We start from the raw sequence: 18198 nt of genomic DNA on the forward strand, positions 1-18198 counted from the left end.
AACTGACTGTATCGTAACAAAAATAATCCGCACGCTTCGTTATAAAGCGTGCGCATTGGATAGGAGTTGGTTATAGAGTGTATACGGTTCGCAAGAAAGCAATATTTGCCAAGCAAGATTCGCTAACTAGAGGATAGTACTTGAATGAGATTGGAAGGGTAACAGCGCTAACGTACTAAGCGATTCAGACCATCGGCAAAAGCTTTTTTATCGCGGTCGCCGTAGGGTTTTTGACCGCTCATTTCTTGCAGCTCTAGGACACCAGTGCCGCGCATGGTGTCCATAAAATCGCGCATATTAAGCTTTTGCTTGATGTTATTTTTGTCATAGACCACGCCGCGTGTGGTTAGCACCAAGCCGCCTTTGTCCAAAATATCATTGGCTAAAGGTATGTCGCTCGTAATCGCCAAGTCGCCTGCCTGTATTTGCTCGACGATATAATCATCAGCCTTGTCAAACCCTGATGGCACAACCGTCATGACGAGCAGAGGAGATTTGCGTAGTTTGATTGGCTGGTTGGCGACGAATATCGCCATCGTTTTGGTACGTTCAGCCGTTTTGATAATCAAATCTTTGGCGATTAATGGTACGGAGTCGGCATCCACCCAAATTTGCATTATTTCTTCGCCTTTTCTGTTTTTGGCGACAATTCTGCCAGACTGTCTGCTTCACCACTGTTATCTTCTAAGACGTCGTTTTTAGTTTTGGCATCTGCGGTATTAGAGTGAGTATCGATATTTCCATACTCTTTGTCCAAACCTACTTTATTTGGCAATACGGCAATCAGCTTTGCCATAGCGGATTCTAAGTCAGTCACGTCATTGGGCATCAAGGTAATATGAGCAATCTTGCGATCGTCACGCTCAGCTTTATGATAACTATGATAGTGAGCGCCATCGATATTTAGCACGGCACTGATATCAGGATATTGGCCGAGTACGTTGACCATAATCGCTGGATGGACGTTGTCCGTATCACCGAGTGGTAAGTTGACCACAGCACGGATATGGTTTTCAAACTGGCTAGTAACCGCGCCTTCGATGCTCCAGTGGCCAGAATTGTGTACACGTGGTGCGATTTCATTGGCCAGTATCGTGGTATGACCGCGAGCATCTTTGGTGACAAACAATTCAAGTGCCATGACGCCCACATAGTCTAGATGGTTCATGATCTTTGTGATGGCGTCTGTTGCCTGCTGGAGCAGGTGGCTGGTACCGACCGCAGGAGCTTGAGTTTTTGCCAAAATACCGTGATGATGATGGTTTTCGACCAAATCATAACAGCGTACCTGACCATTTTGCGCTCTTGCTGCAATGATAGACACTTCACGATTAAAGTTAATGAAACCTTCAGCAATCAGTGGCGCAGGCGTTGGCGTGAGTGACCCTTTGCCACTAACGGCGTCTTTTAGCGCAAGCCAAGCAGTTTTAATGTCATTGTCTTGTTTGATCACGAACTGACCTTTGCCATCGTAGCCACCGCGGCTGGTTTTCAAAACGATAGGCAGGCCTAACGCTTCACAAGCTTGCTTTAACTCAGCTTCAGAATTAACTTCCATAAATGGCACGGTGGCAATATCGAGCGCATTGAACATCTGCTTTTCTTTTAGACGGTCTTGGGCGATATCAAGCGCAATCAGTGGTGGGAACATACCTTGCTTGCTGCCAGATTTTGACACGCTCGTTAATTGCTCGACCGTAGACGTTGGTGTGTTCTCGAACTCTAAGGTAAATACATCAGCGGCTGCGATAAAGTCGGCTAATTGATCGCTATGAAATACGCGACCGTATAGGCTGGCAGGGCATTCTGGATTGTCTTCTAAAAACACGCATTGGTAACCGAGTGGCATCGCGGCTTCGGCAAGCATCATACCAAGCTGACCACCGCCTAAAATACCGATGGTACGAATGGTTTGGGTAACAGGATAAGCGTTTGCTGTAGTCATGAAAGGCTCTTTGAATAAAAGTGAATAAGATCTATGGGCTATTAAAATTTAAAACGCAATGGGTGAAAATAGGAAAAGGTGCACTATAGGCACCTTATATCTAGTATGACGTACTGAAAAATAAAATGTGGTAGCTCTTGTTTTTAGGCGATCAATACAAAATACCATGCTAAAAAAGCTAGTCACTCTATATTTATTTAAGAATTAATAATACCGGGTGTTGGGCTAGCGAGAATGGTCTCGGTTTGCGTCTGACGCATCTCATCCAGCTTAGTAGCAATCGTTTCATCATGCAAGGCCAAGACTTGAATCGCAAGTAGGGCCGCGTTATAAGCGCCAGCGGTACCAATTGCCAATGTCCCAACAGCAATGCCTTTGGGCATTTGCACGATAGACAACAGACTGTCCCAACCACTTAGCATAGAGGATTTTACAGGGACGCCAAATACAGGTAGTGGTGTTTGGCTGGCACACATACCAGGCAGATGAGCGGCGCCGCCTGCACCCGCGATAATCACTTGTAGACCATTGTCTTTTGCGCTTTTGGCGTAATCAAATAGCCTGTCAGGTGTACGGTGAGCAGAAACCACTTCACACTCAAAGGCAACATCAAAGTCTGCTAGCAATTGTGCTGCGGCACTCATAGTCGCCCAATCAGATTGCGAACCCATAATAATGCCGACTTTTGGTTGACCAGCAGGGGAGGTGATTGGACCGTTCTGGTTAGCCGCAGTATTGGTGGTGCTCATGATTGGATATCCTCAAAAAGACCATCATACAAAAATTTTGCTACACTCGTAAAGCCAAGTTTGACTTTTAATAATGATATGGTGTTAATAGCATTTATATCATGGGTTTATCTCTATTCTTTTGTCGTGATAATGCTGCACAAAGCGAGAAGCTGTCAGTGGTAATGGCTGTTCGGTATCCAGCTGATAGCAAGTCAAGTAGCCACTATCTACCGCTGCCGAATAATCAGTACAGGCGACTTGTGGACTGAGTGGCTCAGGTGTACCAGTGAGCCAATAGTGACCGACAAATACAGGTTTATGTGTTTGTAGCGCAAAGTCAATATTTTCAGCCAGTGCATCAGGCGGTATTTGTGCCAATGCGGAGGACGGTGCACGAGCGACCTCACGAAGCGTGCGCTGATTCAACGCATCAAGCCACCAACGCACCCGTACTCGTCTGCGTTCAGTGCCTTCTTTATCTACCATCACAATACCATCAGGCAAGCCCGTCTCTACCCCTTTTAGTACACGCTCTAAGGCATCAAAAGCGATAGTATCTTCTTTAGCGGTTGCGATTAGACCTTCAGAGGTTAGGCAGTTATTATCCGTCAGCAGGGGCTCTAGAACCGCCATGCTATCTACATCCCAGCAAGCATGGACGAAACAGGCATAATCTGTCTCAATCCACAGAGGTATCTCGTACAAGCGCTGCAACCAGTATTCGTGCTGCTCTGAGCCGAACGGTATCTCTGCCAAGAATGCTTCATGTTGGCGTTGATGTACCGCATTATGTGAGCGCAGATACTGGCTAGAATCCTCAGGATCGAGCGTGGCATAAGCCAAGGCATTATATTCATGATTGCCCATCACCGCATCGGCCACGTCCGCGTCTAACATTGCAAAGACAATCTCTAATGTGGCCAGTTGCTGCGACCCACGGTCAATCAAATCGCCAATGAATAATGCCCTGTGACCTGCCGGTGGCACAAAATGCTGACCGTTATGCTCGTATCCTAATTGGTTTAACAAACCAACGAGCTTGTCTGCATAACCATGAATATCACCGATAATATCTATAATCATAATGAAATATTAAATCTCAAACGTAAAAGTAAGCAACTTGCTTAATTGACCTGATTCAAAGAATTTCTATTTGAGAAAACAGTTTAAAAACCAGGCGACAATAAAGCATTTATAAAATGGGGTAGTACTTTAGGCTCTAAAATAATCGTAGCAATGACGCCAAATGCGCCGCCCCACATATGTGCCATATGATTGATTTTTGAGCCACCGCGTTTGTCCGCGTAAATACTATAAAATACATAAGCGACGGCAAACAGTATCGCAGGAATAGGAACAATGGCAAATAAGTAAATTCGCTCCCACGGTGCTAGCAAAATAAAGGCAAATAAGACTGCCGATACACCGCCTGATGCCCCAAGACTTAAGTAACTGGCATTGTCTTTATTTTTAAGGTAGCTTGGAATCATGGCAACAACAATAGCCAACACATAAAAAACCACAAAACCATAGCCGAACAAAAATGAACGATATAGCCCTTCAATAGCTCGGCCAAAAAAGTATAACGTAAACATGTTGAATAGCAGATGCATACTGTCGGCATGAATAAAGCCATGCGTGACAAAACGATCCCATTGTCCGTTATTTACAGCGGGTGGATAAAAGATAAGACGGTTGAGTAATTTCTTGTTTTGCCATGCTAATAAGCTGACAATAACAGTAATGATGATAATAAGGGTCGTATGGTTTAACAAAGGAAAATCCTTAGGTCGCGCCTGATAGGTGACAATGCAATAAATGGCAATGCGATAAATGACAATGTTCAAAGCCTAAGCGTTAGGGCTGAGTAAAAACAAATATGACCATTAATTAATATATTCATACTAAGTTAATATATTGATACTAAGTTCAAGTTACTCGTAACGTAATTAGTTAATACTAACAGCAGTTATGCTGATACAAATATCTATTATGTGACAAAACGATGCATTTTTATGCTTTTATAGTGAGTAATGTAGCAGTGTATCATGTGAGATAAGTGAAACCGCTATATAGACGTCGATGCTGCTAAAGAACGCTTGACAGTTTCAGGGCAAGTAGCCGTATATACAACGAACAATAAGTGCTTAATTTTTGCGGATTCAAAAAGTCGAGAGAGGCAGTGATCCATGAGTATTATCGATCAATTAGAACAGACCGTCACCCCCGCTATATTGGGCGAGCATAATCGCAGTGATAGCGTGGCTTATATCAGCTTGCTTGAGCAGTTTTATGCCATTTTAGCCACGCGCTTAGCGGTGCCACAGGTCTACTCGCAGCTACTTCGTAACGATCAGGTGATGGCTAATGACAGTATTGCCGAGCGGCCTTTATTTGAGCAGCTATGGCAAGACCAAGTACTACAAAAAACGATTATCCAAGAGCTGTCAGCCGCGCATCATATTGATGAGTCGATCACTGCTCAATTGCTAATTAATGCAGCATCCTTAGCCTATCGTGAGCTAAAGGTTTTGGCCAATGGACAGTTTTTGCCAGCATTCTTGCAAGGAGAGCAGTCGACGCTGCGCCCATATTTACCTATATGGTCAGCGTCCGTTATCACTGCTACTCAAGGCGCTGGACACGAATCAATGTCAAACTTTGTCGCAGATGTCGCAGATAATGGTATCGCGCCATCAAGTGATACCTTACCGAATAAACTTAGTGAGCCTGATCTAAGTACTGACGCAGTCGCTGCAACGACAGCTACTACAGCCGCTTATGTGGAAAACGCTAATATAAGCGCTACTGACGCATTAAATGACGATGAGCATTTTGGTGACAGTAATGACGCTATCCATGCCAGTCCAGCAGCTCATCACTTGGCAGAAAATAGCAACGTCAAGCGAGAGCGCGTGCGCACTCGCAATCAGCGAAACGACCTACTGATGCGAGTATTTTTATTGATAGTAGCACTGGCTGCGATGGCACTGGCTGCTTGGGCATTATTAATAAAACCCAAAAGCGACCTACCAGTAGAACCGGTTGCTGTCGCGCCTGTGGTTACTCCAGCACCGCCACCAGCACCAACGATGACTCCCATCGAGTTCATCGTTGGCGTAGATGATAGTGGCAACATCTATACTTGTAGCGCGACGGTCGGTGATGCAGCGCTACAAAGCTCTTTACAACAGGCACTCAATACGAGCTTTGGCGAGCAGGCGAGTATATGTGAATTTACCATACAGAATGGAATAGCAACTACTATCGCAAACATGCCTGCGGAAATATTGCCCAATGTTCTGACCATGCTCAGATCGACACCGTTCGCCCGTCTACACTTACAAAACGATCGTCTGACAGTAGAGGCGCCGGATGACATGCTACTACAACAATTGGTCACAAACGTACGTAGTTTAGCACCAACCATGGCAGTCGATAGTACTGCGCCATTGCCACTGCCTAACAACAGTAATGGTGATACGACATATGGTATGGCTGGCACTAATGGCGTAAACAATCAACTCGGCGATGGAACGGGCACTAATAACCAATACAGTAATGACGGCATGAGCAATGGTACTGGAGAATATCAAGCCGCTGATGATGACACAGGTGATCGCGTGATACCTGCGCCACTACCTAACAATAATGATGGATTTAATAATAATTCCAACAACGTACCTGCCAATGTTCCAAGTAATATTCCTAGCAGCGTCCCTTCTGGTAATAGACCGAGCAGACCGTCAGGCCCTATTTCTGAGTCAGAAGTAGATGACATGGCGAGCAGTGTCATCGTTGCTGAACCAGCACAAGTCAGGTAGTGAATCGTATAAAGTACATTTAAATCGACTCAGTTCGAATGTACTTTCAGAACTTTTAGAAATAGTTCAAAAGTTAAGCAAGGGAGCGGTATGAATTTGTCATACCGCTTTTTGATTTTAACTGTTGCTTAGCGTACGTATTTAAGATCTGAGCATCAAAAATGGTGCTACTTCACCAAAAAAGCAGATTCGCGGAGCTGAGTATCGCATTCTCTTAATTTGTACTCAAATGCCTGTTGGGTTATGAATGTATAGTTACGCGCACCAATTAAAACATTACTTAACGTATCATTTGCACAACAACGTATCGACTGTGAAAACACCTTTAACAATTCTATAATATCTAAAATCAATCATAGTGGCCTGATAAATCTGACTTGACAGAGTAAACAGCCGCCACGTTATTAGATGATTTTATGCTTTAGAGAATCGAACAATATAAATAAAAATTAAGGGGAGAGTTGTATTATGGATATTATCAGTCATTTGACACGCACAGTCAGCCCAGCCGTATTAGCAGACGATCATAGTCCTGCTAAGCAAAATCTACTTGAGCAATTTTATGCAATTTTTGCTGCTCGCCTCGCGAATAATGATACCTATAGCCGTTTTGCTAATGAGAATATCGCTCGTGATGATAGCTCTTTTTATGATCGTGTATGGACAGAAGGGGCCCACCGTGACCAAATTTCTCGTGAGCTCGCTAATGCACATGGCGTCGATGAGACAGCTTCTCGTGGTCTGATTGCTATGGCAGCGCCGCTTGCTTTTCACGAAATCAAAAGCTTGGCTGGTACTACCCCTGTACCGCAATTTCTCAATGACAATCTCAACAGTTATCAGCATCATATCCCTGCATGGGCGGGGGCTGTCTTACCTGCGAGTGCCATTGCAGCCACTCCTGCTGCGGCGCCTATATCCGATACGGTCAGTACCGCGCCACTACAGAAAGAAAAAGAGCCACAAGGCAGCTTTATGAAAGCCCTATTACCGATTATCGGTTTGATTATTTTGGGTGCATTGGCTTGGGCTTTATTAAGAGGCTGTCAGGAGAACCCTGAGCCTGTTGCTACGCCGATGGCTACCGCGCAGCAAGACGAGCAAGGTAATGAGCAAGCAGTAGTAGCAACTGACATCGAGCCTGCCTCACTCCGTATCGCCACTGGCGAAAATGGTGAGCTATACGCTTGCCGCATGAGCGTAGGCAACGAGACGCTACAGACCAATGTAATGAATGCACTAACTGGCGCATTCGGCGATGAAGCCAATAAGTGCCGCGCTGATGTCGATGATAATTTTGCCATAGATATGCCAGCCGCTGCACAGCTTACTACGATATTGCCAATCGTTAAAAATGTACCGAATGCTAGCATGGTGATTAAAGGAGATACCATCACGGTCAATGCACCTGATGATGCGGTATTGGCCCAATTGGTGTCTGATCTACAAGCCGCTGCACCAGCGATGATGGTAGAGGCTGAAGGTCCATTAGATCTGCAAGGTGAGATTGACGAGAGTGTGGCTGCTGCAGATGCTGCAATGACCAATCTCGGTGACGATCCAGACCCACGTGATGTTGCACGTGCTTTGAGTATTCAGGTGATCAATTTCCAAGTGGATGAAGCTGTCATCCCTGATGTCAATAAAACCATTCTTGATCGTGCTGCAAAAATCATCAATGAAGTGCCTGATATGAACCTGATGATTATCGGTCATACAGATAGCCAAGCGTCTGATTCTTACAACATGGAGTTGTCTCGTGAGCGTGCTGAGTCGGTAAAAGAGTATCTGGTGGCTCAAGGTGTTGATGCGAGCAAACTCAGCACCAAAGGTATGGGTGAAACAGATCCTATCGCGGATAACTCAACCGAGCAAGGTCGTTTCCGCAATCGCCGAATTGAGTTTGTGGTTAATGATGAGATGGTCGATTTAAATGATGGCATGATCATCAACAGCGACTCGCTTGACCCAGATTTGAACCCTTTAGATAGTAATAATGATGATCTGCTACCTGATGGTGATGATGCGACGCAAGGTACTGCGGTAGATCCAACGAATTAATCAAAAATCATCTAATTTGGTAGTAGTTAAGTCTAAAAAACCGCACCTTAACGTGAACCGACCCCCGTAAGTTGTGTCCAACTTATGGGGGTCGGTTCATAACGATGCGGTTTTTTATTTGCCAAATTTTTCAACGGTTTCGTATGAATACAAGGCTACTTATAATCAGTAGGGTCTTTTGATTCATTGGCAGGTTTATCAACTTGTGTATCAGACTCAACGTTGAAAAAGATCTGAGTAACATTGTTCTTTGCTTGTTGCCAATAATCAAACTGCTGGCAAGTAGACTCAAGATCACCTTGCCACTTTGGTATATTGCCGCACATGGTTTTGATACGCCTCTGGTTAGGATAGGGTAGTTCTTGCGCTGCCGCCGCCGCTTCATGAGCGGCAACACGATCGTTACACACCAGTGCAATATCGCAACCAGCTTCAATGGCAGCCTTTACGCGCGCGCTGACATCGCCAGCGGCCTTTGCCCCTGCCATTGATAAATCATCAGAAAAAAGCACACCATCGAACGCTAGCTGATCACGAATGATATCTTTTAGCCAAATTTTAGAAAATCCAGCGGGCCGATTATCTACTTGCGAAAAAATCACATGGGCTGGCATCAAAGCATCAAGCAGTGACAGCGTTTGCGCAAAAGGTTGCATGTCACTATTGATGATCTCGTCCAAGCTACGTGTATCGATGGCCTCTGATACATGAGAGTCAGGAGCGATAGCGCCATGACCAGGGAAATGCTTGCCAGTGGTGGCCATGCCAGCCGCTTTCATGCCGCGCATAAACTGCGTGGCTAGGGCAACGATTGCTTGTGGCTCCTGATGAAAGCTACGGTCACCGATAACTTGGCTGATACCATCTCTATCCAGCACGGGCGCAAAGCTCAAATCAATACCTACTGCCATCACTTCGGCTGCCATCAGATAGCCACAGTCGTATGCGCAGCTGAGCGCACGGCTTGGATCGTGATTGAATAACTCACCAAGCCTACCCATAGCAGGTAGCGGTGTGAACCCTTCACGCAGCCGTGCGACTCGTCCGCCTTCTTGATCGACACCGATTAATATATCGGGGTTGTGGTACCGGATATCGTCACATAATGCGCGTACTTGGGCCGCATCAGCGACGTTGCGTCCAAACAATATGACCCCGCCAATCTGTGCTTGTTTGATCAAGCTGACGTCTTCTGCGGTCAGTGCGGTATTATCGATATCAATCATTAAAACGCCGTACATTGCGTCATCCTTATTTTTTTGTATATTGTTATATTATGGGGTTGACCGATCATCGATGTCCAATCGCTTAGCAGTCATTACTCATGCACTTTATTATGACAGTTATTATCAATTGAGCCTAATGTGGCAGATTATTGGCATCAAATCAATTTGTGGGTAGTCGGCGACTTAATGCTAATAGCCTTAAGTCGCTATGTGTGATAAAAGTGAGAGAAAGTTTGGTATGTGCAGGCGTTGCGTGTAAGATTGCTTATACAGTTTGAGACAGTTCAGTATTTATGCACATGATAATATTGATTTTTGACTATATATCAGGATTCGATAATAAGCGTCAGAATCTGTATTCAGAATCTATATATTATTTAGAATCTATATATAAAGGCGGCGGAATAATAAAGCTATAGCGTTGTAAGCTCATAGTAATAAGTAAGCTAAGGCAAAGTAAGACAGACATTGAGCAAAAACAGACGACAGTCATGGGCAATAATACATTCAGCAGTTTTTAATTTTTATAACACAAATAATATCACTAACTTCAAATAACTAGGTACATATGATGAAAAAACAACCAGCACAATGGTTACTCAGTGCAGCGTCAGTGGGCATCGCCGGTATTATCCTGACACAAAGCTACGGTACTGCCGTAGCAGAAACCAATACGGGAAGTTTTGTTCAGACACCTGAGCAAAAGGTCACTACTCGCCAAGTTGCCGCTTTGCTGGATCGCAGTCATTACCTTAATCAGCCATTAGATAGTAAAACCGGTAGCGAAATCTTATCAATGTATATTGATAGTCTCGATCCAAACCATACGTTGTTTTTGCAATCTGATGTCGATGAGCTGAAGAAAAAGCACGCTGATGATTTTGGCACGCGCCTCAAGCAAGGCGACCTATCCGCAGGGGTAGAAGTCTTTGATCGTTATCGCAAACGCTCAAACGAATACTTTGCCATGGCAACCAAGATGCTCAAGAAAGATATTGATTTGACCGGTGATGACACCATCATTCTTGATCGTGAAAAGCTCGGACATTTCAAAACCAAAAAAGAGCAGCGTGACTATTGGGAACGTCAGCTAAAGTTTCAGCTGATGAGTATTACGCTGGGACAAGAAGACGAAAAAGCCAAAGAAAAAGTGTTTTTAAGCAATCCAGATATCACTCGTGGACAGGACTTGGTACGCAACGATGAACGTACGCCAAATGAGATTTTGCAAAATCGTTTGTCGCGTCAGCAAGAGCAGTTTAAGCGTCTCAAAGATGATGAAATCATGGAGACGATTCTAAACACCGCCATGCTGACCTATGATCCGCACAGTAACTACTATGCGCCGATTCAGGCAACTGAACTACAGATTCAGTCTAGTTTGCAGTTAGAAGGCATCGGTGTTTCTATCCGTCCTGATCGTAAAAACCCAGATTACACCCGTATCGTGACCTTAGTCGATGGTGGTCCAGCGGCCAAATCTGGTCAAATCAAGCCCAATGACTTGATCGTGGGTATCGCAAAAGATGGCGAAACCATGACGGACGTGGTTGGCTGGTCAACGCGTGAGATCGTCAGCTTGATTCGCGGTAAGCGCGGTACGTCTGTCACGCTCAAGCTGCGTCAGCCTAATACGCCAGATGCCAGTGCCCGTACAGTCACCGTTGTGCGTGATATTATCCAGCAAGAAGAATCAGGCGTGACGCAGCGCGTGGTCGAGGTGCAGCGTCCTAATATCGACAAAACTCCAAAACGCATTGGTGTTCTTGAGATACCGAGCTTTTATCTGAACTATCGTGCCCGCCGTAATGGCGAGGACTACCGTAGTGTCAGTATCGATACTGAAAAAGCGTTAAAAGAATTGAACGAAGAAAATATCGATGGGCTCGTGGTGGATTTGCGCAACAACCCTGGTGGCTCGTTAGATGAAGTTGCCAAAATGCTAGGATTCTTTATTAAAAGCGGTCCATTGGTACAGATTCGTGATAACCGCGGTAATGTCCAAGTGTACCGCGATAATGATGGCGGCGAGCAGCTCTATGACGGCAAAATGGTCGTCCTAACCAACCTAGCATCGGCCTCAGCCAGTGAAATTTTTGCCGCTGCTATTCAGGATTATGGTCGTGGATTGGTGGTTGGTAGCACAACGACAGGTAAAGGCTCTGCGCAGATTCAACTGGATAGCTTGGCGTTAGGCTCTGCAACTTTAACTCAGCGTAAGTTCTACCGTATCACAGGTGGTAGTACGCAGAATAAAGGCGTGGTACCTGATGTTGAATTGGTCAATATCTATGATGATGCGACCTTTGGCGAACGCGCGCAGAAAAAAGCCTTGCCTTGGGATACCATCAGAACAGCGCCTTATAAGCCTGAAGGGAAGTTTACCAATGACACTTTAGCGACGCTCAATCAGCAGTCTAAAATTCGCCAAGAGAAAAACCCGCAGTTTATTTATCTGTCGACGCTCAATGATATTCGTAATATGGATGATGAGAAAAAACCAGTTCGTTTAGATATTAACAGCCGCCGAGTCAAAATGCAGCTGATTGAAAAGCGTTCGCTAGAAGCCGAAAACAGACGTCTGATCGCTACTGGTGAACGCCCCTATTCTAATTGGAATACGTATCAGGCCGCGATGGATGCAAAGTTTGAAGAGCGTAGCCGTATGAAAGCTGCTGAGCGTCCAGAGCTGCCAGAAGATGAAGCCTTTATTAACGAAGCCGCTTATCTGATGCTAAGTGCTGAACCCAAGACCTTACTCAGTCCTGAAGAGAAACTATAAGGGGTTATACGATAGCTAGTATTACCATGTAAGCATATGCTTACATGGATTGACGTTTAGACCACTTACTAGTGCTAGGACAATCTGCGATTATAACTGTACGGCACGATTCATTGATACTAGGGATTGGTATCTTAAGGTCGCATCAGGGATAAGTGGTTTGCTGATTAGGGATGATAAGGCTGGATGCCTGTCAGTTATGAGATACCCCGGGATTAGGTATCACATAACGCTAACATGGATGGTTGATGATAAAAGCCGCATGACGCTTGTCGTTATGCGGCTTTGTTATGTCTGGAGCTAAGAGTTATTTCTGGCGCTAGCTTACGCTTCTTTGATAGCTTTGTGAGAATGGCTATTGAGCTTAAGGATGCTCACAGAAGCGTAATGAATGCTTCATTGTTAGAACGCTCTTTTTATCTACATCTAATCAATCAGCACTTATGACAGACATAAAAAAAGGCCAGTAGACAGTGCTACTGGCCTTTTTGATGAGAGGATAAGCTCAAATATAACCTATTCTCTAACCGTCTCACGATACTCTAGAAGAGATTAGTGCTCAACGCCACCTGCGCCATGTATATGGCCGTGGTTTAGTTCGTCTTCAGTTGCTGCACGTACTTCTTGAATTTCAACGTCAAACGTCAAACGCTTACCAGCCAATGGATGGTTGGCATCAACAGTCACTTCTTGATCGTTTACGTCAGTGACTGTCACTAGCATCACTTGACCACCAGCTTCTGACTGGAACTGCATACCAGGCTGGATATCATCAACGCCTTGGAAGTTGTCACGTGGTACGCGCTGTACCGCTTGCTCTTGATACTCGCCATAGCCATCAGCAGGCTCAACCACTGCGTTGATTTTTTCGCCAGCAGATTTGCCTTCTAATTGTGATTCTAGGCCTGGGATGATGTTGCTGTGACCGTGTAGATAAGCAAGTGGCTGACCTTCTGGAGACTGGTCAAGGATATTGCCTTCGTCGTCTTTTAATGTGTAATTGAATTTGACGGCAGTGTCTTTTGCGATAGTAGTCATAAAATATCCTAAGTATATCTATGTAAAAAATTAAATACGGTTGCAATAAACCTAAAAAAGCCAATCAGCAAGCCAAATAGCCACAGTATTAGTCAATTATCATCAGTTTATTAAAGTAACTTTAGCAGTTAGCATCTTTAATTGAGATGGCCTATATAAGTTTCAAGGCAAAAAACATAAAAAATGCCAATTAATGCCACAATTTATCATAATAACTGCTATTTTCTATAGTTAATCGATAACTACTGGCCACTCAGGGTTTGGGAGTTGCGTTTTTTGGGAAGGACTCCTAACATAACAATAAAATAAGGATGAGAGATACTATGACTGCATTTGCCGATAATACTAATAACCAGCTAACGAGCGACGTTTCAATCAGCCATGATGATATCAATAATACGGCTGATATCAGCTACCAATTCGATTTTGCCCGTTTTTCTGAGCATTTGGTGGATGTGTCACTGTCTTTTACGGCAACAGTTAATACTCCTCAGCTTTGGCTACCGGCATGGATACCGGGCAGTTATCTGATGCGTGAGTTTGCTCGCAACATCACCGCTGTGCATTATCGAGTAACAGACAGCCAAATAAAAGAAGGTGACGGGCTTTCTGAAACTTATCGTGCACAAAAGGTAGATAAACATACGTGGCAACTCCCCACTATCACAGCAGGACAAAGGGTAGTCGTCGAATACGAAGTCTACTGCTACGACCTATCGGTACGTACTGCCTATGTCGATCAGCAGCGTCTGTATGGTAATTTTACCTCACTTGCACTCGCGGTCGACGGGCAAGAGCAGATTCCAGTACAAGTCAGCTTGATTGTTCCGGAGTCGTTTTTGTTAGATAAAGAAGAAAGTCATGTAATCTTGGCATGTGGTTTGGCATCTACGCATCTGCGTGTTGATGGTCAGAGCGAAGATAAACGGCACTGTTATCAATTACGGGCAGATAATTATCATGAGCTGATTGATTATCCTTTTGAGATTGCAGCACAGAATAAATTTGATTTTATTATTCATGACAGTCAGCATCAGACGCTTCATCACAGTTTTTATCTCTCAGGCAAGCATAGTGCCAATATGGGCAGGCTACAGCAAGACGTCACTCAGATTTGTCAGACTTATCTGGACTGGCTGGGGGATGCACCCTTTCATGATTACATCTTTATGACGTTTGCTAGTGGTCAGGATTACGGCGGACTTGAGCATATCAACTCTACGAGTCTGATTACCCCGCGCCGTGACTTACCAAATGCTGATGAGCCAAAAATACCAAGCACGGATTATCAGCGGTTTTTGGGCTTGTGCAGTCATGAGTACTTTCACTCGTGGTGGGTCAAAACCGTGCGTCCTGATGTCATGGTTGATGTTGATCTACGCCGTGAAGCGTTCACACCGATGCTTTGGGTATTTGAAGGATTTACGTCTTATATCGATGATTTTATGCTGCAAGCATCTGGCGTGATCGATAAGTCAAACTATCTCAGGTTATTAGCGGAACAAATCAATCGCTATTATCAAACGCCTGGACGCGATAACCAAAGTGTCGCAGAGTCAAGCTTTGATGCTTGGATTAAATTGTACCGAACGGATGAAAATACGGGTAATGCAGGTATCAGTTACTACAATAAAGGCGCATTGGTGGCATTGTGTCTGGATTTGATATTGCTAAAAAATACCAATAATCGCTATCGTCTATTCGATGTGGTCAAAGCGTTCTATACCCAAGCAAAGCAAAATGACAGCAAGCGTATCGGCATCAATAGCGCGGATATGGGCGACGTGATTGGGCAGTTTATGCCGATAGCGGAATGGGAGGATTTTGAACGCCGTTACGTCAACGGCGTAGAGGAATTGCCAATTGAGGCGCTGCTGCTCGCAAACGGTATCAAAATGCAGGTCAATACCAAAGAGACCGCGGATAAGCATGTTCCTTGGGGTATGCGCTGCAATGAGACACCTGCTGGACTCAAAATCAATCGGGTGAACCGCGGTAGTGTTGCCGCCAAAGCAGGTATCTCAGCCCATGACGTTATTATCGCGATTGATGGCATCAAGGCGGATAGTAAGCAGCTAGCATCGCTGAGTAATGCAGAGCATCCCGTTGAGTGTCATCTGTTTCGCCGCGATGAGCTGATGTGTGTGCAAGTGCAACCTGATGCACTGCCACAAGCTGACGGGAATGACAGTGATATGCCTGAAAAAGAATTTCCTCATAAGGTCAGTCTGCGCTTAGTAAAAGGCGATAAAGCGCTAGAGGATAATGGTGATAAAGCGCAAGGAGAGGCAAACTGGGAGCCATGGCTGGATGTGATGAAGCGTCAGTCAGCATAGTGACATCGAGAGATATAAGTAAGCAAAGCAAAACCCCCTAATAAGCAAATATGGTTATTAGGGGGCTTAGGGCGTGTCATCAATTAACCCATTCAATCATTTAGCGGTCTTAAAATGGCTAAATCTTGTCAAATATCGTCAAAAATCTTGTGAATATACCTATATTCTCTACAATTTTTTCCTCATTTGACTACTATTTATCTCATTTTAAGCCTCGCTATCTAAATGATGACACGCCCTAAATCATAGTTGATAGGTTTTTTAATGTTCTCAATCAATATTTAGCAAAAAATAGTCTATTTCACATTTTTACACTGAGTTGATTACTACTTCTCTTTGGTTTTATTATCTGGGTCCTCACTGGCAGACTTCTCGTTTGCAGTAGTGTCGCCGTTAGGCTCGTCAACCTCAGCATTATCGTTTTCAACATCGCTCGTCGCTTTAAGCGCGACAATCCAGTTTTGCATGAGCTCAATCTCTACTTGCTGAGTATCGATGATATGCTGTGCCAATTGACGCATTTCTTCATCAGTACCGTATTCGAGCTCGATTTTTGCCATATCTACGGCGCCAATATGGTGTGGTAGCATGCCACGTGCAAATGCCATATCCGGCATAGGATCAGCAATACCCAATGTCATCTCACCATGCATGCTTTCCATGCCCTTAGCGTAGGCCTGTTGCATAGCAGCGGTATTGGGCTTAGGTTTGGCTGCGTCAGGATGGCTGGCAAGCCATTTGTTTAGGATATCAATCTCAGCTTGCTGCGCCGTGATGCTATCTTGAGCAAGCTGGCGCATGGCATCATCTGTACCGTACTTTAGCTGAATTTTTGCCATATCTATCGCGCCGCGATGATGCCCAAGCATGCCTTTGGCAAACGCGGTATCAGGATCGTTATAACCCATACCGATCATCATTTCATCGTGCATGCTCGTCATCGCTTTGGTGTAGTCTTTGAGCATATCCGTCATCTGAGTGTCATCTGTGACGTTTTCGCTATCTACCGATGTATCGTGGCTCATATTCTCATGCTCAGCATGAGTCATGTCAGTCATTGGCGGGGTGGCTTCTTCTACAGGCGCTGATTGACTATCTGCTGCTGGCTGACACGCACCTAATAGCAGTGCAGTAGAAATGCTGGTGGCCAACAGAACAAAACGATGAGAAGCAATCATGATATATCCCTACTATAAGAAGACCAAATGATAAATAAATGAGGTCTATTTTACATAAATAATGACGTGCTGAATCTTAACAGATAAACCTTACCCATTCGAGGCGCTATGTTTAACAAGAAGTAATATATTTACTTTAAATGAAAATATGTGTCGGTATAGTCGAACCACTATTAAAGTGTTACAGCGTTAGACTCGTTTAGCCTACTACTGTAGTACTTGCACTCGTCTGCCTTGTACCACTTTTAATATTGATTGACTATAGCTAAGCGTTTAGACGGGACAAATTAATAGCTGATACCCAATTGCTGATAGTGCTCACTAGTTAAGTGAATGCGCACAAACTCGCCAACTGCTATGTCACCTAATTCAAACCCTGCCACCGACCAACGTATCAAACGTAGGCAGGGCAGACCAACATGCGCGGTCATTCGTCTGACTTGACGGTTTTTACCTTCATAAATTGTCAGCATCAACCATGAGTCCGGTACGCTTTTACGCTCACGTATCGGCGGATGACGTTGCCAGAGCGCCATCGGTAGTTCATCTTCACTGACGTGTTTAACCTTAGCAGGCAGAGTTTTGCCATCTTTGAGCGTCACGCCACGTTTGAGCTGATTGAGTTGCTCAGCAGTAGGAATGCCCTCAACCTGTACCAAATAAGTCTTACCTTGCTTACATCCAGCATTGGCTTTTGGCGGATGGGTAATTGCTTTATTGACTCGGCCATCATCGGTCAGAATAAGTAATCCTTCGGACGTTGCATCAAGCCTACCAGCAACTCGCAAAGACTTATCAGTAAAGTACTGCGATAGGGTGGCGTGGTCATTGTTGCTATCGTCTCTGAACTGACTTTGCACTCCATAAGGCTTATTGAACAAGATGAGACTAGAAGTCGGCATGAAGTGATATTTCCTGAAGGTAAATGAGTGATTAGCAGTCTTTACGTATCTTTAATCAAGCAAAGTCAGTACTAAAAAATAAGAACAGAGGTATTGTGTTTGATATACGCTGTGCGATGTATTTTGCTACAAAAGTAGGACAGCAACCACACAAATTTACTGCTACTCTAAATCC

At 44.6% G+C, this 18198-nt stretch carries 13 protein-coding genes; 4 read left to right on the plus strand and 9 right to left on the minus strand.

The genetic code is table 11. From position 1 onward, the window contains the following. Positions 1–167 precede the first annotated feature (167 nt). The 5 genes from BLR43_RS00755 to BLR43_RS00775 form a co-directional block, all read right to left on the minus strand. Positions 168–617 (minus strand): YaiI/YqxD family protein, encoded by a 450-nt coding sequence (locus BLR43_RS00755; protein WP_093067583.1) that lies wholly within the window; start codon positions 615–617, stop codon positions 168–170. Further along, on the minus strand, positions 617–1945 hold the full coding sequence (locus BLR43_RS00760) for a 5-(carboxyamino)imidazole ribonucleotide synthase (RefSeq protein ID WP_093067586.1): 1329 nt from the start codon (positions 1943–1945) through the stop codon (positions 617–619). Before BLR43_RS00760 ends, BLR43_RS00755 begins: the two co-directional genes overlap by 1 nt. 197 nt (positions 1946–2142) lie before the next feature. Next, a complete protein-coding gene (gene purE / locus BLR43_RS00765; RefSeq protein ID WP_093067590.1) occupies positions 2143–2694 on the minus strand; it encodes a 5-(carboxyamino)imidazole ribonucleotide mutase in 552 nt (183 codons plus the stop codon). 99 nt (positions 2695–2793) lie between these two features. Then, on the minus strand, positions 2794–3759 hold the full coding sequence (locus BLR43_RS00770) for a metallophosphoesterase (RefSeq protein WP_093067594.1): 966 nt from the start codon (positions 3757–3759) through the stop codon (positions 2794–2796). Positions 3760–3842: 83 nt separating this feature from the next. Further along, entirely contained in the window at positions 3843–4451 is a 609-nt protein-coding gene (locus tag BLR43_RS00775; RefSeq protein ID WP_071002359.1) for a rhomboid family intramembrane serine protease, read from the minus strand. Positions 4452–4865: 414 nt separating this feature from the next. Between BLR43_RS00775 and BLR43_RS00780 the strand changes: the two genes are divergently transcribed. Further along, the gene (locus BLR43_RS00780) at positions 4866–6500 is read left to right on the plus strand and encodes a hypothetical protein (protein WP_093067597.1); all 1635 of its coding nucleotides are present in this window, start codon (positions 4866–4868) and stop codon (positions 6498–6500) included. A 468-nt stretch (positions 6501–6968) separates the two neighbouring features. After that, entirely contained in the window at positions 6969–8561 is a 1593-nt protein-coding gene (locus BLR43_RS00785; protein ID WP_093067600.1) for an OmpA family protein, read from the plus strand. 155 nt (positions 8562–8716) lie between these two features. On the opposite strand, the gene nagZ is transcribed toward BLR43_RS00785, so the two are convergent. Further along, on the minus strand, positions 8717–9802 hold the full coding sequence (gene nagZ / locus BLR43_RS00790) for a beta-N-acetylhexosaminidase (RefSeq protein ID WP_093067604.1): 1086 nt from the start codon (positions 9800–9802) through the stop codon (positions 8717–8719). A 556-nt stretch (positions 9803–10358) separates the two neighbouring features. Between nagZ and BLR43_RS00795 the strand changes: the two genes are divergently transcribed. Beyond that, a complete protein-coding gene (locus BLR43_RS00795) occupies positions 10359–12569 on the plus strand; it encodes a carboxy terminal-processing peptidase (RefSeq protein WP_093067609.1) in 2211 nt (736 codons plus the stop codon). Positions 12570–13121: 552 nt separating this feature from the next. On the opposite strand, the gene BLR43_RS00800 is transcribed toward BLR43_RS00795, so the two are convergent. Continuing rightward, complete coding sequence (locus tag BLR43_RS00800) at positions 13122–13607, minus strand: FKBP-type peptidyl-prolyl cis-trans isomerase (protein ID WP_093067614.1); 486 nt, start codon at positions 13605–13607, stop codon at positions 13122–13124. A gap of 323 nt (positions 13608–13930) precedes the next feature. On the opposite strand from BLR43_RS00800, the gene BLR43_RS00805 reads away from it, so the two are divergent. Then, positions 13931–15943, plus strand: a complete 2013-nt coding sequence (locus tag BLR43_RS00805) for a M61 family metallopeptidase (protein WP_093067618.1) — start codon at positions 13931–13933, stop codon at positions 15941–15943. Positions 15944–16269: 326 nt separating this feature from the next. Here the strand turns inward: BLR43_RS00805 and copM are convergent, their stop codons facing one another. Together copM and BLR43_RS00815 are read right to left on the minus strand one after the other, a co-directional pair. Next, positions 16270–17121, minus strand: coding sequence for a CopM family metallochaperone (gene copM / locus BLR43_RS00810; RefSeq protein WP_093067621.1), 852 nt, complete (start codon positions 17119–17121; stop codon positions 16270–16272). A 287-nt stretch (positions 17122–17408) separates the two neighbouring features. Further along, the gene (locus BLR43_RS00815) at positions 17409–18023 is read right to left on the minus strand and encodes a pseudouridine synthase (protein WP_093067624.1); all 615 of its coding nucleotides are present in this window, start codon (positions 18021–18023) and stop codon (positions 17409–17411) included. Positions 18024–18198 lie beyond the last annotated feature (175 nt).

This window comes from Psychrobacter pacificensis (genome assembly GCF_900101915.1).
Taxonomy (GTDB): domain Bacteria; phylum Pseudomonadota; class Gammaproteobacteria; order Pseudomonadales; family Moraxellaceae; genus Psychrobacter; species Psychrobacter pacificensis.